The organism is Paenibacillus cymbidii (genome assembly GCF_004764705.1).
GTDB classification, from domain to species: Bacteria; Bacillota; Bacilli; order Paenibacillales; family NBRC-103111; genus Paenibacillus_AN; species Paenibacillus_AN cymbidii.
This window is the reverse complement of the sequence record NZ_SHLX01000040.1, coordinates 34,815-53,609: the sequence shown is the minus strand read 5'-3', so window position 1 is coordinate 53,609 and position 18,795 is coordinate 34,815. Positions and strand designations below refer to the sequence as shown.

Below are 18,795 nucleotides of genomic sequence, written 5' to 3'. Positions count from 1 at the left end.
CCCAACTAGGAAAAGAGACTCACCCTTTCCCCTAACCGGCAGGATTTTCGCCATCCCGTGTCGAATCGTAACGATTGCGAAACATTTCTACCTCACAAAGAAAGCATGGGGATCAGTACGATGACGAAACGAAAACAGGCAAGCGGATTAACCGCTTGTTGCGCCAAAGCGCTGCTGGCGATTGTTGTCGCCGGCTCGGCCATAACGCCGCTGCCGTCGATCGGCACGCAGGTCGCTTTTGCGGAAGGCGGGCCGACAAGCCAGGACGCCGTATTCGCGGCCGATTTGAAAGTAAAGGGCGGCACGTCCGTCACCATCGCCAGCTCCGGCGTATCGTCGAACCAGATCTGGTTTGCGCCGGCGGGGACGACCAGTTTTGTAGCCGGCGTCACAATGACGAGAGCGACGAACGGCGTAGCGACAAAAATCAATGCGCCGAGCCGATCCGGTACCTATAAGCTGTATGTGCTCGATTCCGCCCGCAGGGCATCGCTCGCTTCGATCGCAACGCTTACGGTCGACAGCGATGCGCCGACGACGCAGAATGTGGTGTTTTCTGCCGCCAGAATGGTCAAGGGCGGAGCAACGATGCCGATCAACCCGTCCGGCGACGAAACGAACACGATCTGGATCGCCCCTTCCGGCACCAGCAAATTTGCGGCCGCTGCGAACATGACGCGGTCCGTTTCCGGCAATGCGACGGAAATGTCGGCGCCCGCCAACCCCGGCTCCTACCGGGTGTATGTCGTCGATGAGGTGGGCAACGTATCGCCAGCCTCGACTGCCGTCCTCACCGTCAAAAACACGCCGCCAACGAATCAGAATACGGTGTTTCCGGCCAGCGTCAAGAAGAAAGCGAACGGCGATGTGCCGCTCAGCAGCTCCGGCGTCATCGGGAACAGCGTGTGGTTTGCTCCCGCAGGCACCACTTCGTTCGCCGAAGGGCCGACGATGACGAAAGCGGCTAACGGCACCGCCAGGACGATCAAGGCGCCGGGAACCGACGGCGTGTACAATCTGTACGTGCTGGACGAGGCGGGCAATGTCTCTGCGCCATCCAAGGCGGTATTGACCGTCGACGGGCAGTCGCCAACGAACCAGGATGTTGTGTTCTCCGCCAACGTTTCCAAAAAAAGCGGGGCATCCGTCACGATCGTCAGTTCGGGCGACACAACGAATCAAATTTGGTTCGCGCCCGCGGGCACGACGAGTTTTGCGGCGGGACCGACCAAAACGAAAGCGGCAAGCGGCACGGCGACCACGATCCTCGCACCGTCGACAGTCGGCCAGTACAAGCTGTATATCGTCGACTCCGCCGGCAACGTATCTCCCGAATCGGCCGCTACGTTGACCGTAGACAATTCCGTCAGTTCGGTGCAAAATACCGTGTTCGCCAGCAACCGGACCGTCAAGGGCGGGGCGCCCGTAACAATCGTCAGTTCGAACGTTGCAACCAACGAAATTTGGTTCGCTCCCGCATCGGCGAAATCGTTCACCGCCGGCCCAACCATGACGAAAGCGGCCGACGGCTTGGCAACAACCATCAACGCACCAACTACGGCGGGCACGTACAAGCTCTTCGTCAAGACGGCGGCGGGAGACATTTCGCCGGCTTCGACAGCGGCGCTGACGGTGGACAATACCCCGCCGACGAATCAAAATACCGTCTTCTCCGCCAATACGGCCAAAACGAGCGGCGGCGCAGTGAAAATCGGCAGCGCGGGAGACGCGGGCGGCTTCGTATGGTTTGCGCCGGCAGGTACCACCGTATTCGCCGAAGGGCCGACGATGACGCGCGCGACAGGCACGGCCGTAACGATTGCGGCGCCGGCGGTCGAAGGGGCGTACAAGCTGTATGTGTTCGACACGGCGGGCAACCAGTCCGCGGCATCGAACGCGACGCTGACGGTCGACAATACGCCGCCGTCGAACCAGAATGCGGTATTTCCGTACAACGTGCTGCAGAAAGGCGGAGCAGCCGTAGCGATATACGGTTCGGGCAATGCAACCGACCAGATCTGGTTCGCGCCGGAACAGGCGCCGTCCGCTTTCGTGGCCGGTCCGACCATGACGAAGGCGGGAAGCGGAACGGCCAGCACGATTGCGGCTCCTTCCGCGGCAGGCGTATACAGGCTGTACGTCGTCGACGCTGCCGGCAACGTGTCGCCGCCTTCGACGGCGACGCTGACGGTGAACAACGCCGTGCCGACAAGCCAGGACACCGTGTTCGGCGCAAGCGTCCGCGTTCGCGGCGGCGCATGGGTTTCCATCGCCGGTACAGGCGATCCGTCGCAAGAAATGTGGTTTGCGCCGAACGGAACGAAGACGTTCACGGACAACGGCACGACGATGACAATGACAAGCGGTTCGGCTACCGGCATCGATGCGCCGACGACGAACGGGGCGTACAAGCTGTACATTCGTGATTCGCTCGGCCGCGTGTCCGCGCCTTCGGCAGCGACGCTGACTGTAAGCAACGCGCCGCCATCCAACCAGAACGCCGTATTCACCGCCAGCATCACGCGGCAAGGCGGGGCGGACGTGACGATCAACAGCTCGGGAGACCCGAGCAACGAAGTTTGGTTCGCTCCTTCGGGAGCCGTGTCGTTCTATGAAAGCGACACAATGACGATGGCGGACAGCGGACTGGCGAACACGATCGCGGCCCCGAACAACGAAGGCGTGTACAAGCTGTTTATACGCGACTCCGCCGGCAACGTATCGCCGGAATCGACGGCGACGCTGACGGTGCGCAATTCCGGGCCAACGGTGCAGAACAACGTATTCCCGCAAAATACGTGGCGCAAAGGCGGCACATCGGTTGCCATCGCAAGCGCGGGCAATCCGGCCTACCAGATCTGGTTCGCGTCGCCCGGGACGTCCGAATTTTCGCCGGATTCGTCCACGACAAGAGCGGCGAGCGGAACGTCGACCAGCATGCTGGCGCCTTCGGACGAAGGCGAATACAAGCTGTTCGTCGTGGACGAGCTCGGCAATGTGTCGGCGGAATCGAATGCTTCGCTGTTTGTCGACAATACCGCGCCATCGCTGAGCTCGAACGAAATCGACGGCTCCTTGCTTACGCTTGTTTATGACGAGCCGCTGCTCTCATCAAGCGTACCGGCTGCGAATTCGTTCGTCGTTGCGGTGAACGGCATCGCGCGATCGATTCAGTCGATCACGATTGTCGAGGACGCAGTACGCATTCGTTTGCTGTCTCCTGTCACGTCGGAACAAACCGTCACCGTCGGCTATTCCCGCGGCGAAACGAAGCTTCAGGACGCCGCCGGCAACGCGGCGGACAGCTTCAGCGAGGAAGAGGCTTCCAACATGACGTCGGAAGACGGCTCGGCGGATCCGGGCGAAACGCAAACGGACGGGGAGCAGACGGGGAGCGGCAATTTGTCTGTCGCCAGCAATGGCGTGACGATTTCGGCTTCCTCGACGCCGGTCAGCCTGCGCAACAAATCGTACGCCAAAGCAGCGATCGATGCGACTACGCTTACCGGCGCATTCGATGCTTGGAAAGGACGCAGCGGAATTTCCCACAAGCTGCGGATTGAAGCCGACGATTCGACGGGCGCCGCACGGATCGAGCTGGCGGGCGACGCCTTGGCGGCCGGGCGCAAAGCATCGGCAGACGCCGTCGTGCGAGTAACGTTTGGCGCCGCCAGCTACGAGTTGCCCGTTCGTGCGATCGATCCCGACGCCCTGGCGAAGTCGCTGGGCGTCGCAACGAAAAATGTGCGCATCGTCATTCAGGCGGAACTCCTTTCCGGCGACGAAGCGCAGCGCATCGCCGATCAGGCAGCGGCGGCGGGAGCGACGACGGTCAGCGGCAGCTACGATTTTGTCGTGTATGCCGAAGCCACCGGCAAGACGCCGCTCGAAGTCAAAACGTTCGCCGGGGGCTACATGACCCGCACGATTGCGCTTGACGAGGAAGTGGACCCTGCTCGGGCGACCGGGGCGATTGTCGATCGCGAGACGGGCGAACTGAGTTTCGTACCGACGATGTTCGAATCGCCGGGCGGCACTCCGATGGCGGTAATGAAACGGCCGGGCAACAGCACGTATGTCGTCGTTACGGCGGAGAAGTCGTTTGCCGATCTGGACGGCCATTGGGCGCAGGACGATATCGTGATGCTGGCTTCGAAGCTGATTGTCAAAGGCATCTCCGACGACGAGTTCGGCCCCGACAATAAAATTACGCGCGCGCAGTTTACGTCGCTGCTCGTCCGGTCGCTCGGCATGGCGGAAAATCGCGATGCGGCGAACTTTCTCGACGTGGCGCAAGGCGCCTGGTATGCGGGCGCCGTCGGCGCGGCGGTCAAGGCGGGCATCGTTTCGGGATACGACGACGGGCGATTCGGTCCGGACGACAACATCACAAGAGAGCAAATGGCGGTGATGGTAGCATCGGCGCTCCGGGCGGCGGGGAAGGAAGCAGCCGTCGGCGACCGTCAGGACGAGCTATTGGAAGTGTTTCTGGACGCGCCGTTCATCTCCTCGTGGGCGCAAGCGGCGGTCGCCATGTCGGTGGAAGCGGGCATCATTAACGGCATGACCGATATTACATTCGAACCGGCCGTCAATGCGACGCGCGCCCAAGCGGTTGTTGTGCTGCGCAAGCTGCTCCAATACGCCGAGTTCATGAACTGAACAAGCCGTCGCCAGCCGGACGAATGAAGGGGCCGCAGCCAGCGGTCCGCCCGAACGAACGATTCGTTCCGGCGGATCGTTGCTGCGGCCCTGTTGGTCAATATCCCCAACGTCCCGGGCTGATGCCCGGCGCGTCGCGTCTCATGCCGGTCGGCCGATTCGGCACGTTATAGTCGATATGGCGCGTATTCCGGCTTTTGAACAACGGCTTCACATGCTCCGGCAGCCGGGCGACGCGATTCGGATCCCAGTCCTCGATGTCTTCGATCGGTCCGGCCCATGCCGGCCGGTAAGCGATCGCCAGCAAGCCCCGGTCTTCCGCGCTGACGTTCGGGAAGTTGGCATGAAAGACGGTTTGATTGATGATGGCCGCCGAGCCCGCCCGGCACGTCACCGCTTTGGCGTCTGGATGACCGATGTAGCGGCTGTACGGATTGCCGTCGGCGTGCAGCGACAAGTGCGAGCGGGGGATGACGAGCAGCGGCGCTTTTTCCAGCGTCAAGTCGTCCAAATAATACAGCACCCGCACCAACCGGGGCGAACTGGCTTGTTTGCCGAAAATGCTGGAGCCGTACGGCTGCGCATCCGTATGAATGGCGATGCCGGGATGGCCGGGCCGAGAAAGCGCATAAACGCAAGAAGTGAATACCAACTCGTCGCCAAAAAGCCGTTCCAGGAAGGAAGTCACTTCCGGATGGGCAATCGTATCGATGACTTGCGGCGAATCGGTCCATTGAACGTTTTGCGCGCCAAGCTGCTTGTCGCTGTAATCGGTGGCGGCAAGCGGCAATCGTGCCAGCTCTGCTTTAATCGCGCGAAGCTGTTCCGGCGTCAGCAGGTCCGGCAGCATAACGAATCCTTCCAACTCCAGCCATTTGACCCGTTCGGCGTGCGAAAGGGCGGCCCAATCCATCTCAAGCAGTTGATCGTGTGCGGCAGGCAGCATATCCATAGCGGGATCCTCCGTTTCAAAAGTGGTTGCGGCAAAAGGGGGCCTACCATTGCAAATGCGCAAATGGGAGCAATTGAACGTCAGCGTGAGGCTGGGCTCATTGAAGTTCGATCTGTTGTTCAACCGGACGTTGGAGCCCGGCTATTCGTCTGCTTACAATCCGAAGCACAACCATTCCGTTTACGAGCTGCAGTTCATTATCGGCGGCGCCGGTACGCTGCATATCGGTGAGGACGCTTACGAGCTGCAGCCGGGCACCGTTCACTTGATCGGTCCGTATGTCTTTCATACCATCAGGAAGCGCAAAGGGAGCGGCATGACGAACGTTGCGATTCAATTCTCCTTTCATGAAGCCCATGATCGCGCCGATACGTTCCCTGGCGAAGAGGCCAGGCAATTGAAAGCAACGCTTGCGGCTGCCGGTCACATTCCTTTCGCCGAAGTGTCCGCCGCAAGCAACGCGGCGTTGTTTCGCCTGATGGAGCAGATGCGGGCGGAGCTGCTGGCGCCTTCTGCCGGCGCTTACGCCCAAATTCAAGGGCTGTTTCTGCAGATGCTGGCAGCGATCATGCGGGCGGACCGCAGCCGCGATTCGGTTTCGTACGCGTTGCCGGGCAAAAGCAAGGACGACTTGCGCATCCCGATTGCCGAACAGTTTTTTGCCCGTTGCGGCGAGCCGCTCACGCTGGGCCAACTGGCGGACCAGCTGCATCTTGGGCCGAAACAGGCAAATCGTTTCCTGCAGCGGACGTACGGCCAATCGTTCAAAGAGAAGCTGATTGAATCCCGACTGGAAATTGCCAAAGATTTGCTGCGCGGCAGCGACAAAGCAATTGCGTTCATCGCCGGCGAAATCGGGTATTCCGCCGCTTATTTCACTCGTTTGTTTACGGCCCGAATCGGTTTTTCTCCGGCGCAATACCGCGACCGCGGCAAAAGGGGCAGCACCTCCTGAAACGTTTTGTTTGCGAAACCCGGAGCGGGAAACAACTTCTGCCGGTTCGACGTCAGTGTACCAAACGGCAGCCGGGCTCAACAGCGACGAACCGGACTTCTTTTGGCCAAACGGGACCGATTTCGACAAGGAGGTACGGGAGGGAATGGAGGGGCAAGCAATAACGCCGCAAGCGGACATGTCCGGCTGCGGCGTTTGCGTTCAATGGGGGGCGGCTTCGCTCAACTGCGCCTCCGTCCACAACAGCCACGGAAACGCGCGCGGGGGCAGCGAACGAAACGTCAGCGTCTCCTCGCTTCGCACCGGATGGGGAATGCCTAGCAGCGTCGCCCACAGCGCGATTTGTTCACCGGGTCGGCTGCGGCCGCCGGCATAACGCTGGTCGCCGAACAGCGGGCAGCCAATCGCCGCGAACTGCACCCGGATCTGATGCGGCCTCCCGGTGACGAGATCGACGGCGACAAGCGAGAAGCCGTCTTCGCTGCCGACAACGCGGTAATGCAGCACCGCATCCTTGCCGTTCGGGTCGCCTGCAGGCACGACGGATACGGTGTTGGTGCGCTCGTCCTTGCGCAAACGGTGCGTCAACGTGCCGGCAGCGGCCGGCGGCTTGCCGTAAACGACCGCCACGTACGTTTTGCCCAGTTTGCGCGTGCGCACGGCATCGGACAGGCGGGAGGCGGCTTTCGACGTCTTCGCGAACACCATAACGCCACCGACCGGCCGGTCCAGCCGGTGCACCAGACCGAGATAAACATTGCCGGGCTTCTTGTGCCGCTGCTTCAGATCGTCCTTCAGCAAGGTCAGCATGTCGGCATCCCGGGAGTCGTCCTCCTGGACGGGGACGTTCGGGGGTTTGACGACGACGAGCAAATGATTGTCTTCGTAAAGGACGGGAATGGCCGGCCGATCGTTCATGCCTGCGACTCCCAGCGACCGAGGATGCCGCACGGCAAATAAAGTCCGGAAGCGGTAATCGGCAACCCGATTTCGCCGCTGGTGATCGTGCCGCCATACGAACGCTTCAGCGTCATGGACAACACATTCGTCAGGACGCTGGCCGAAATGCCGGTCGTATACGAGTTGATGAGGAAAAACAGCGGGTTGTCGGACAAGATCGCTTTGCACGATTCGACGAACGGGTACAGGTGCGTTTCCAGCTTCCACATTTCTCCGCTTGGTCCCCGGCCGTAGGAAGGGGGATCCATAATGATCGCGTCGTACAGGCTGCCGCGCCGCTGCTCGCGCTGCACGAACTTGAACACGTCGTCGGTAATATAGCGCACCGGCTTGTCCGCCAGACCGGACAGGGCGGCATTTTCTTTGGCCCATTGCACCATGCCCTTGGCGGCGTCGACATGGCATACGTCCGCGCCGGCGCTTGCGCAAGCCACCGTAGCGCCGCCGGTGTAAGCGAACAGATTCAGCACGCGGATCGGACGATTGGCCAAACGGATTCGTTCCATCATCCATTGCCAGTTGACGGCTTGTTCGGGGAATAGGCCCGTATGCTTGAAGCTGGTCGGTTTGATATGAAATTTCAGCTTGTCGTACGAAATCGTCCAGCGGTCCGGCAGCTTGACGCGCTCTTCCCAGTGGCCGCCACCGCTCGAGCTGCGATGATAGTGTGCGCTGGCCGACGTCCACATGGCGTTTTCCCGCTCCAGCGGCCAAATGATTTGCGGGTCAGGCCGCCTGAGCACGAAGCCTCCCCAACGCTCCAGCTTCTCGCCGCCGCCGGTATCGAGCAATTCGTAATCTTGCCAATCGTTTGCCGCGAACATGGCACACATCCTTCTGTTTGTGATAAACGCCCGTTTCGCTTGCGGGCCGATACGCTCCATTGTACACGATGGCAACGGCCGTTTCCAATGCCCTGCATACAAAAAAGGACGCCGGATTGCTCCGGCATCCTGATCCTGCTGCGGCTCGTGCCCGCGTGATTACTCCGCTTCGAGGTTGACTTCGACAATCAGGCTGGGCAGCTCGATCTGCTTGAACTGCTCCGTCAGCGTCGGCAGCACGAGATCGCGCAGCTGCGATTTGACGTCGTCCAGCTTCTTCGTCGTCCGGCTGTCCACCTTCACGATGTAGATCGCGCCGTCGCCTTCGACCGGGCCGCTGATTTCGCCGATCGGCAGCTCGATCGCCGCCTCGCGCACGCCTGCCGGCAAGTCGCCCACATTGACATTGTCGCTCTTGATCGTGGTTTCGTCCGAGTATTCGCCGGCGATTTCAGCGAAGCTTGCGCCGTCAAGCAGCTTCTCCTGCACTTCGTTCGCCCGCTCCATAGCCGCGTTTTTGGTGCGCGACTTGGTGCTGATGGCGATTTTTTGGACGGTGGCGTAGTCGAAAGTGTTGTCCGCCTTGAGCAGGTCATACTGCGTTTGCAGCAGCGCGTCGTCGGCCGTTTGCTTCAGCGCCTGCGTGGCGACGATCTGGGTGCCGACGTAGCTCAGAATGTCGCTGTCGGACAGCCTCAGGCGGCTTTTCTCCCGATCCCAGCCGGAGCCGATCGCCGCTTTTGCCTTGATTTTGGCCAGTTGTGCCTGCAGCACCGATTGGTCTTTGATCGCATTTTTGACCGAGGCGTCGCCTTGGGCGTACAATACGCGCAGCGCGATCATGTCGTTGATCGCATCGATTTCGTCGATTTCGTCTTTTGTTTCCTTCACCAGCGACTGAATGGCGACAAACTTCGCGAATTGTTTCTTCGTAATCGTTTCTTCGACGTCTCCGTTCATGTACGTGGCGACAATCACTTTATGGTCGACCGTAATCGTTTCGGTATCGCCGTTGTAATCGACTTCCTGGTTCAATGCTTCGCTTACGAAACGAAGCGAAACGTATGTAGTGTCATCATAGATGAACGCCTTCTGGTCGGATGCCGGCTGCTTCTGCGCGCCGTCGAAGAGGAAGGTGATGTTTTTGAAGTAAACGTCGATGGAAGATGAGTCTGCGGCGAATGCCGCCGTTCCGGTCAACATGGCGCCGATCCCGATGCCCATGACCAGTCCTTTCAGCTTGTCTTTCATGGTATCCCTCGCTTATGATATTTTTGTCATGACTATATTCTACCTTTGCCGAGCGAATCCTCCTTTGTTCGACAATTTTTTGCCGCTTGGCGATCGCCAGAGACCGGAAAGGATTGATTTCCCATGATTCAGACGACAATACCAGGCAAAAAGTTGCGGGGGCGCGCCGCCAAATCGGCAGCCATCGCCATTCCGCTCGCCGCAACGCTGTTTTTCGCCTCGGGCGGAGCCCCTGCATACGCGGACATGTACTGGGACGCGGAGCTGAAGGCGCAAGCCGAAGTGAAGGCGGGCAATACGGCCGGCGCGGTGCCAAGCTGGAAGCTGCTGCTGGAGCACGACGCGGAGACGGGGAATTGGACCAACGCGGCGCTGTACGCAAAGCGGCTGGGCGAATATTTCGACAGCATCGGCGATTACGAGACGGCCATTCCTTACTACGAGAGGGAGAACGAGTACTGGCTGAAGGCGGGGGAAAATTGGGGGGCGTCCGACCTGCAGCGCGCCGAACAAATTCGCACGACCGTCGACCTTTACGTAGAAAACGAAGATCCGGCGGCGGCCGCCCGGCTGGCGGCGCCGGCAAAGGGCGGACTGGCCAAGTTCGAGCCGGCTTACGGTACTTACATCGGCTTGTATTCGGAGAAAGATCCGCAGATGGGCAACGTGTTCACGCAGGCAGAATCGGTCTACGGCAAAAAACATGCCATGTTCCTCGCCTATTCGAACTGGGGGCAGCCGTTCCCGGCCCGTCACGCGCAAAATGCGAAGGCGGCCGGCGGCGCGCTGCAGATCGGCTGGCAGCCGATGGGCGGCCTGGACGAAGTGGTGGACGGGCCGTATTTGCGCCAGTGGGCGCGCGACGCGAAGGCGGCGGGCATTCCGATCTTCCTCCGCTACGCGTGCGAAATGAACGGCGCCTGGGTGCCGTGGCACGGCGATCCGCAGAAATATATCGAGAAGTTCCGCCTCATCTACAACGTCATGCGCGAGGAGGCGCCGAACGTGGCGCTCGTATGGAGCCCGGGCGACGTGCCGCGCTATACGATGGACGCTTATTATCCCGGAGACGATTACGTCGATTGGGTCGGCGTCAGCCTGTACACCGAACCTTACGGCAACGGCGATCCGAACGACCCGATGGTTGCCGGCAGCCCGATCGAGCGGCTGGACGAGCTGTATTCGCTGTATGCGTCGCGCAAGCCGCTCATGCTCAGCGAAACGGGCGTTTCGCATGCGGTGCATACCGACGGCAGCAATTTCCAGGCCTACGGGCTGCTTAACCTGGAGCGCCTGTACGAAATCATGCCGAAGAAATACCCGCGCCTGAAGGCGATTACGTATTTCAACGTCGATCAGGGGAAGACGGAATCCCACAACGACTATTCGCTGCGGGGCGATCCCGCCATACTGGCCGCGTACAAACGGCTGATCGCCGCGCCGACGTTTCTGAGCAAGGTGGAGCAGGGGGCCAAGCCGGCGGTGCCGCTGGCGTATGAACGGAACGACGGGGCGGCGGCTTTCGTGCGGGAGACGCGCATCGTGCCGTTCGTCAAAATTCCCGACATCTACATCGGCAAGCTGGAGTATGTGCTGAACGACGTCGTCGTCAAGACGGAAACGAGCCCGCCTTACGCGCTTTCGCTGAAAGCCGGCGATGTGCCGGAAGGATCGACGCTGCAGCTGCGCGTTTACAACCGGGAAGGCCGTCAGGTCGCTGCGCGCACGCGGACGTTGTCGTCCGAAATCGCGGTGGCGATCGACGGCGAGATATACCGTTTCGAGCAGCCGCCGGTCATTCGCGACGAGCGGACGCTGGCGCCGGTGCGGGCGATCTTCGAAACGCTCGGCGCCACCGTCGGATACGACGACGCGACCCGGACCGTTACCGGCCGCAAGGGCGGCACAACGGTCGTCATGCGCATCGGCGACAAGACGATGACGGTCAACGGAGTGGCCACGGATATGGATGTGCCGGCACAGCTGATAGACGGCCGCACGATGGTGCCCGCCCGTTATGTCGGCATGGCGTTCGGCGGCACCGTCACGTGGGACGACGACTTGCGCACGGTGAACATCGCCACGCGCTAAGCCAAGGCTATGGCGTCGCCTTGGCACGCTGCGCCATATGGCGCTGTTCGAGCGGCGGCGCTATCGCTTCCTTGGCCAGAATGTACATCGCCGTGCTCCAGCCGAGCGGCGTGTTCGGATTCGGCACCGAGGTGCCGGCATAATACAATTCCGGCCATACGCCCGGCTCGAGCATGACCGATTCCGTCAAGGCGAGAAACCGCTTCGCGTCGTCGTCCTGACCAAGCTCGCGACAGCAGAGCGCCAGCCACGGCAGCCCGAACGTCCATTCCGCTTCGCTGCCAAGGTAGAAGCCGGCAGGCTGGCTGCGCCCGTAAGCCCGTTCGAGTGTGCTGTAATAGCTGTCTCCTTCGTAGCGGATGACCCCGCGGGCGCGCAGCAGCCGTTCGCGCACATTGGCGACAATCTTGCCGCCGAGGAAGCCGGTGAACAGGCGGTACGGGTACACGAGGCTGAGCAGGGCGAGGTCGCACGGTTTGCTTTCGCTTTCCCGCGGAAACAGCGTCAGCAGCGTGCGCAGCCCGCGTTCGATCAGCGTTTCCGGCACGTTAACGTACGGCTGAACCGCCTTGAGGCCGGCGACGCAGGCGCCGACGGAGGAGGCGTGCAATTCGCGGCCCTCCTCCCACATGCCGTTGTCCGGATCGTGCCAATATTCGAGCCGCTCGAGGTAGGCGACAAGCTTGCGCACTATGTCGATGTCCCGGGGATCGCGCAGCATCCGTTTGCCTTGGCGCAGGCCGAGACCTGTGCCGTACAGGAAGGCGCCGATCATGTCGTGCTGCGCGTGTCCCCATTCCTGGTTGTGAATTTCTTTCAGCTCGGCGGAATAGCGGGCGTGAATGTATTCCCAGACGTGTTCGGGACGCCGCGTGCACAATTGATCCAACTTCCACTCGTAGGAGAGAAATAAATCAAACAGACGGTGATAGGTTTGTTCATACCGGCTGTCAGGCTTGTTGGCATACGGAAGCGACATATATACGGTATCCCGGATCCAGACGTACCGATAATCGTCCGAGCTGCTGGCATAAAAAACGTGCTCCGGATGGCGCAGTCGCTCGAGCACGGCGTAGCTTTCCTTCAGCATAACGAATGGCAACCCCTTCCGAAGCCGGGTCGGACCGAACGATGTTGGCCTCGCCTGTCTTCGTTTATCGTAACTTATGATATGAAATGATGCGAGAAGCGTCAACGCCCAATCGCATGCGCGAGCGGAAAAAAATTCCCCCATGAACCCGGGGTCAATTTATGGTAAAATGTTGCTAAACCTGACATAGCGCAAACAGGAAAGGAACATGCCAATGGACTGCGAAACGATTCCTTCCGCACACGATATGCACCTGTTTCACGAAGGCAGCCTGTTTCGCAGCTATCGCATGTTCGGTGCGCATATCCGCACCGAAGGCGGAACCGCGGGCGTTCGTTTCACCGTTTGGGCGCCTAACGCCGCGGGCGTCAGCGTCGTCGGCGCGTTCAACGGTTGGCGCGGCGACAGCCATCGCATGCAGCGGTGCAACGACTCCGGTTTGTGGTCCTTGTTTATCCCCGGCCTCGGCGAGTGGACGCTGTATAAATATTACATCGAGCCGAAGACGGGCGCCCCGTTTCAGAAGTCCGATCCGTACGCGTTTTTTGCCGAGAAGCGGCCGAACACCGCCTCTATTGTCATGCGGCTCGACGGCTACGCTTGGCAGGATGACGAATGGATGGAGCGGCAGCAACACGCCAGCAGCTTCAATCGGCCGCTGTTGATTTACGAAGCGCACCTCGGCTCCTGGCGGGTGCATGGCAAGGAGCAGTTTTATACGTATGACGAATTGTCCGATACGCTGATCGACTACGCGGTCGAGCTCGGGTATACGCATCTGGAGCTGCTGCCGCTGGCGGAGCACCCGTTCGACCGCTCGTGGGGCTACCAGGTGACCGGCTATTACGCCGTCACGAGCCGCTTCGGCACGCCGCAGGCGTTCATGCGTTTCGTCGAGCGTTGCCACCGGCGCGGCATCGGCGTCATTATGGACTGGGTGCCGTGCCACTTCTGCAAAGATGCGCACGGCTTGCGGCTGTTCGACGGCGAACCGGTTTACGAATACGCCGATCCGCGCAGGGCGGAGAAGCCGCAGTGGGGAACGCTCAGCTTCGATTACGCCCGTCCGGAAGTGCAAAGTTTCCTCATCTCGAACGCCATGTTCTGGATGGACCTTTACCATATCGACGGTTTGCGCGTCGACGCGGTCGCCAGCATGTTGAGCCGCAACATGGACAAGCCTGTCGACATGTGGACGTACAACGAGGACGGCGGCACGATCAACCGCGATGCCGTCGCATTCCTGAAGAAACTCAATAGCGCCGTATTCGCCGCTTACCCGCAGGCGCTCATGATTGCCGAAGATTCGTCCGATTATCCGCTTGTTACCGCTCCGGTGCAAGGCGGCGGTCTCGGTTTCAATTACAAATGGAATATGGGCTGGATGAACGACATGCTGAAGTATGTCAAGCTGGATCCGGAGGAGCGCCGGCTGCAGCACAATCACCGCCTCATTACCTTTTCGCTCCTGTACGCCTTCTCGGAAAATTTCGTGCTGCCGCTTTCGCACGACGAAGTGGTGCACGGCAAAAGGTCGCTGCTTGGCAAGATGCCGGGCGACTACTGGCGCCAATTTGCCGGCCTGCGGCTGCTGCTCGGCTATATGATCGGGCACCCGGGGAAGAAGCTGCTGTTCATGGGCGGCGAGTTCGGCCAATTCGACGAATGGAAAGACCTGGAGCAGCTCGATTGGGGGCTGCTCGAGTTCGATATGCATGCCCGCATGCGGCAGTATGTCTGTGCGCTTCAGCAGCTGTACCGGCGGGAGCGCAGCTTGTGGGAGATGGACCACGATCCTGCCGGGTTCGCCTGGATCGACGCGGATAATGCGGCGCAAAGCATCGTGTCGTTCGTGCGTTTCGGACGCAAGGAGGAGCTTGTGGTGCTGTGCAACTTTTCCCCCGACGCGTATCACGATTACCGCATCGGCGTGCCGGCCAAAGGGACGTATCGCGAGCTGCTGAACAGCGACGCGGAGCGTTTCGGCGGTTCGGGCGTGACGAACCCGCTGCCGCTAGAAGCGGAAGCCGTCGCTTGGCACGGCCGGCCGCACAGTATCGCCATGAGCGTTCCCCCGCTGGGCATCGCCATGCTGAAGCGCGAGTAACCTGCGGGCAAGCGGGAAGGCTCGCGAGGCGGGAGCCAATACAGGAGAGGAGCGAGCAAAGATGCAGCGAAAAGAATGTGTCGCCATGCTTTTGGCAGGCGGCGAAGGAAGGCGTCTCGGCGCGTTGACGAACAATTTGGCCAAGCCGGCCGTCCACTTCGGAGGCAAATACCGCATCATCGATTTTACGCTCAGCAATTGCACGAATTCCGGCATCGACACCGTCGGGGTGCTGACCCAGTACCAGCCGCTCGTGCTCAACGCCTACCTTGGCATCGGTACGCCGTGGGATCTCGATCGCAAGGAAGGGGGCGTCGCCGTTCTCCCGCCGCACGTCAAGAAGAAGGGCGGCAGCTGGTACAAGGGAACCGCCAACGCCATTTACCAGAACATCGGTTTCATCGAGCAATACGATCCGGAGTACGTGCTTATCATTTCCGGGGATCATATTTATAAAATGAATTATGACGCGATGTTGACCTATCACAAGGAGAAGCAGGCGGACGCGACGATCGCCGTGATCGAAGTGAAGTGGGAGGAAGCGAGCCGGTTCGGCATCATGAGCACGGACGGCGACATGCGCGTGACGAAATTCGCCGAGAAGCCGAAGCAGCCGGAAAACAACCTCGCTTCGATGGGCGTGTACATTTTTTCCTGGAAAGCGCTGCGAAATTACTTGATCCGCGACGAGAACAACAGCGAATCGAGCAACGACTTCGGCAAGGACGTCATTCCGGCGATGCTGGCGGACAAGGCGAACATGTTCGCTTATCCGTTCGACGGCTACTGGAAGGACGTCGGCACGATCGAAAGCTTGTGGGAAGCGAGCATGGACCTGCTCGAACAGAAGCCGATGCTGGACCTGAACGACCGCTCGTGGCGCATTTATTCGCTTAATCCGAATCAGCCGGCGCAGTACATTGCCCCCGGCGCGAAAGTGAAAAACTCGCTCATCAACGAAGGCTGCATGGTGTTCGGCAAAGTCGAGCACTCCGTGCTGTTCTACGGCGTTCATGTCGGCGAAGGCAGCATCGTCAAAGATTCGGTCATTATGCCCGGCGTGAAAATCGGCAAAAACGCCGTGATCCGCAAGGCGATTATCGGCGAAGGCACGACGGTCTCGGACGGCTGTCTCGTTGGCAGCGACGATTCGGACGACATTACGCTTGTGGGCAGTCATGAAACGATCGGACGATGACGGCCGCCCCGCATGCCATTAGCGAAAGGATGAATGCTGGATGAAAAACGTAATGGGCGTCATCAATCTGGTCAACGAACTGGAAAGCCTCGAAGAGCTGACCTACGGCCGCTGCGCCGCTTCGGTGCCGTTCGGCGGCAGATACCGGCTGATCGATTTTGTAATGTCGAGCATGGTCAATTCGGGCATTGGCAACGTCGCCGTATTCACGCATACGAAATACCGCTCGCTGATGGACCATCTCGGCTCCGGCAAAGATTGGGACCTCGACCGCAAGCGCAGCGGCCTGTTCCTGCTTCCTCCCGCCGTCGACGAACTGCAGGAGATGCTGAAGGGCGATCTGTACCACTTCTACCGGCACCGGGACTATTTTCATCGCAGCAAGGAAGAATTTGTCGTCATCTCGCGCAGCCACATGGTATGCAACATCGATCTGCGTCCCGTTGTCCGTTCGCACATCGAGCGGAACGCCGACATTACCGTCGTATACAAAGGCGGCAGCGGTCAGTCGCACGCCAAGACACGCAAGCTCGGCGTTCGCGAAGACGGCCGGATCGAGGCGATGCAGGACCACGGCGGCAAACTCGAAAGCGGCAATGTGTCGATGGAAATGTTCGTGCTGCGCAAAGAGCTGCTGCTCGACCTGGTGACCACGACGCTGGCCGAAGGCTACGACCATTTCGTGCGCAACGCGATCATGCAGAATACCGACCGGCTGGCGATTTTCGGTTACGAGCACCAGGGCTACCTCGGCGTCGTCAATACGATCGCCAGTTACTACGAACACAGCATGAATTTGCTGAATCCGGACGTGTGGAGCGAACTGTTTTTCAAACCCGGCCTGATCTATACGAAAATCAAGGACGAACCGCCGACCAAATACTTGAAACACGCCCAGGTTGGCAACTCGCTGATCGCCAACGGCTGCGTGATCGACGGCAAAGTCGAGAACAGCATCCTGTTTCGCGGCGTCAAGGTGCACAAAGGGGCGACGCTGAAAAACTGCATCGTCATGCAGAACGGTGAAATTCATGCCGGCACCAGCATCGTGAGCGCCATTCTCGACAAGGAAGTCGTAGTGGAGAAAGGCCGTGAGCTGCGCGGCGACTTGTCGGCGCCGTTCATTGCCGCGAAGCGGAAAGTGATCTGAGCAAAGTAGGCCGCAAACAAAGGAGGCGCCACCATGAACGTGCTGTTCGCCGCATCGGAGGCGGTGCCGCTCGTCAAGTCGGGGGGACTCGCCGATGTGATCGGCTCGCTGCCGCAGGCGCTGCAGGCAAGCGGCGTCGACGTACGGGTGATCCTGCCGAAATACGAAGATATCCCGGAACGGTACAAGGCGGCGATGGAAACGATCGCCACGCTGTCGGTGCGAATGGGATGGCGCGAGCAATATTGCGGCATCCAGCGGCTCGCCGTCGATGGCGTTGTCTTCTATTTCATCGACAATGAATACTATTTCAAACGTCGGGGGTTGTACGGCTACGGCGACGAGGCGGAGCGCTTCGTGTTTTTCAGCTTCGCCGTGCTGGCGGCGCTGCCGCATCTCGGGTTTGCGCCGGACATCATTCATTGCCACGACTGGCAAACCGGCCTTATTCCGTTTATGCTGAAGAAGCAGCTGGCCGGAACGGAATTTTACGCGCCGCTGAAGACGGTATTTACGATTCACAATTTGAAATATGCCGGCCATTTCCCGCGCGAGGTGCTGAAGGATTTGCTGTCGATCGGGGATGAGCCGTTCACGTACGACGGCATCGGCTTCTACGACGGGGGAAGCTGCCTGAAGGCGGGACTTATGTACGCCGACTGGCTGACGACGGTCAGCGAAACGTATGCGCGGGAAATCCAGACGCCGGAGTACGGCGAGCAGTTGGACGGCGTGCTGCGGTGGCGCGGCGACCGGCTGACGGGCATCGTCAACGGCATCGATACGGAAACGTTCGATCCGATGACCGATCCGCACATTCCGAGCCACTATCGCGATTCGCTCGCCAAGAAGCGGCTGAACAAGGCGGGGCTGCAGCGCCGACTCGGTTTGGCCGAACGTGAGGAGCCGGCACTGATCGGCGTCGTGTCGCGGCTCGTCCAGCAGAAAGGCTTCGATCTGATCGAAGCCGTGTTCCCCGACATCATGCGCCTCGACGTTCAGTTGGTTGTGCTCGGCACGGGCGAAGCGCGCTACGAGCAGTTGTTTCGCGACGCCGCCTGGCGATATCCGCAGCGGGTATCGGCGCAGCTGACGTTCGACGACGCGCTGGCGCGCCACATCTACGCGGCTTCCGATCTGTTCCTGATGCCGTCGCTGTTCGAGCCTTGCGGTCTCGGGCAATTGATTGCGCTGCGCTATCGTTCGATTCCGATCGTGCGCGAAACCGGCGGACTGAAAGATACGGTCGAGCCGTTCAACGAATATACCGGCGAAGGGCGAGGCTTCAGCTTTACGCATTACGATGCGGGCGACATGCTGTACACGATTCGCCGGGCCGTAGCGATGTACGGCGACGGAGCGACGTGGCCGCGGCTGATGGCCAACCTGCGCGGCGCCGATTTCAGCTGGAACCGCGCCGCCAAACAATATGTTGCCGTGTATCGCAAGACGCTGGACGCGGAATAAAGACGGCTTTTCAGCACCGAAAAGGTTGCGAGAACCCGAAGAAGGAGTAGCGGAGTTTAGGATGAACCTAAATGAGCAACGGACTTCG

Annotated in this window: 12 protein-coding genes; 7 read left to right on the top strand and 5 right to left on the bottom strand. The window is 60.1% G+C overall.

Annotated features, from left to right (window positions below; genetic code table 11):
- The first annotated feature begins 120 nt into the window (after window positions 1-120).
- Window positions 121-4,662, top strand: coding sequence for an S-layer homology domain-containing protein (locus EXY20_RS34300; RefSeq protein ID WP_167859721.1), 4,542 nt, complete (start codon window positions 121-123; stop codon window positions 4,660-4,662).
- Window positions 4,663-4,759: 97 nt separating this feature from the next.
- Here the strand turns inward: EXY20_RS34300 and EXY20_RS34295 are convergent, their stop codons facing one another.
- On the bottom strand, window positions 4,760-5,614 hold the full coding sequence (locus EXY20_RS34295; protein ID WP_207671381.1) for a phytanoyl-CoA dioxygenase family protein: 855 nt from the start codon (window positions 5,612-5,614) through the stop codon (window positions 4,760-4,762).
- Between the two features lie 55 nt (window positions 5,615-5,669).
- Here EXY20_RS34295 and EXY20_RS34290 point away from each other — a divergent pair, with 55 nt between their 5' ends.
- A complete protein-coding gene (locus tag EXY20_RS34290; protein ID WP_235886337.1) occupies window positions 5,670-6,569 on the top strand; it encodes a helix-turn-helix transcriptional regulator in 900 nt (299 codons plus the stop codon).
- 201 nt (window positions 6,570-6,770) lie between these two features.
- Here the strand turns inward: EXY20_RS34290 and EXY20_RS34285 are convergent, their stop codons facing one another.
- From EXY20_RS34285 to EXY20_RS34275, 3 genes are all read right to left on the bottom strand, one after another.
- Window positions 6,771-7,487, bottom strand: a complete 717-nt coding sequence (locus tag EXY20_RS34285; RefSeq protein WP_135556938.1) for an RluA family pseudouridine synthase — start codon at window positions 7,485-7,487, stop codon at window positions 6,771-6,773.
- Complete coding sequence (locus EXY20_RS34280; RefSeq protein WP_135556937.1) at window positions 7,484-8,353, bottom strand: class I SAM-dependent methyltransferase; 870 nt, start codon at window positions 8,351-8,353, stop codon at window positions 7,484-7,486. Before EXY20_RS34280 ends, EXY20_RS34285 begins: the two co-directional genes overlap by 4 nt.
- A gap of 159 nt (window positions 8,354-8,512) precedes the next feature.
- Complete coding sequence (locus EXY20_RS34275) at window positions 8,513-9,604, bottom strand: peptidylprolyl isomerase (protein ID WP_135556936.1); 1,092 nt, start codon at window positions 9,602-9,604, stop codon at window positions 8,513-8,515.
- Between the two features lie 123 nt (window positions 9,605-9,727).
- On the opposite strand from EXY20_RS34275, the gene EXY20_RS34270 reads away from it, so the two are divergent.
- A complete protein-coding gene (locus EXY20_RS34270; protein WP_135556935.1) occupies window positions 9,728-11,695 on the top strand; it encodes a stalk domain-containing protein in 1,968 nt (655 codons plus the stop codon).
- Between the two features lie 7 nt (window positions 11,696-11,702).
- On the opposite strand, the gene EXY20_RS34265 is transcribed toward EXY20_RS34270, so the two are convergent.
- Entirely contained in the window at window positions 11,703-12,785 is a 1,083-nt protein-coding gene (locus tag EXY20_RS34265; RefSeq protein WP_135556934.1) for a glycoside hydrolase family 15 protein, read from the bottom strand.
- Between the two features lie 208 nt (window positions 12,786-12,993).
- Here EXY20_RS34265 and glgB point away from each other — a divergent pair, with 208 nt between their 5' ends.
- The 4 genes from glgB to glgA all read left to right on the top strand — a co-directional run bounded on the left by glgB (window position 12,994) and on the right by glgA (window position 18,707).
- Entirely contained in the window at window positions 12,994-14,892 is a 1,899-nt protein-coding gene (gene glgB, locus EXY20_RS34260; RefSeq protein WP_407944951.1) for a 1,4-alpha-glucan branching protein GlgB, read from the top strand.
- 61 nt (window positions 14,893-14,953) lie between these two features.
- On the top strand, window positions 14,954-16,090 hold the full coding sequence (locus EXY20_RS34255; protein WP_135556933.1) for a glucose-1-phosphate adenylyltransferase: 1,137 nt from the start codon (window positions 14,954-14,956) through the stop codon (window positions 16,088-16,090).
- Between the two features lie 40 nt (window positions 16,091-16,130).
- Entirely contained in the window at window positions 16,131-17,240 is a 1,110-nt protein-coding gene (gene glgD / locus EXY20_RS34250) for a glucose-1-phosphate adenylyltransferase subunit GlgD (protein ID WP_135556932.1), read from the top strand.
- Window positions 17,241-17,273: 33 nt separating this feature from the next.
- Window positions 17,274-18,707 (top strand): glycogen synthase GlgA, encoded by a 1,434-nt coding sequence (gene glgA, locus EXY20_RS34245; protein ID WP_135556931.1) that lies wholly within the window; start codon window positions 17,274-17,276, stop codon window positions 18,705-18,707.
- Window positions 18,708-18,795 lie beyond the last annotated feature (88 nt).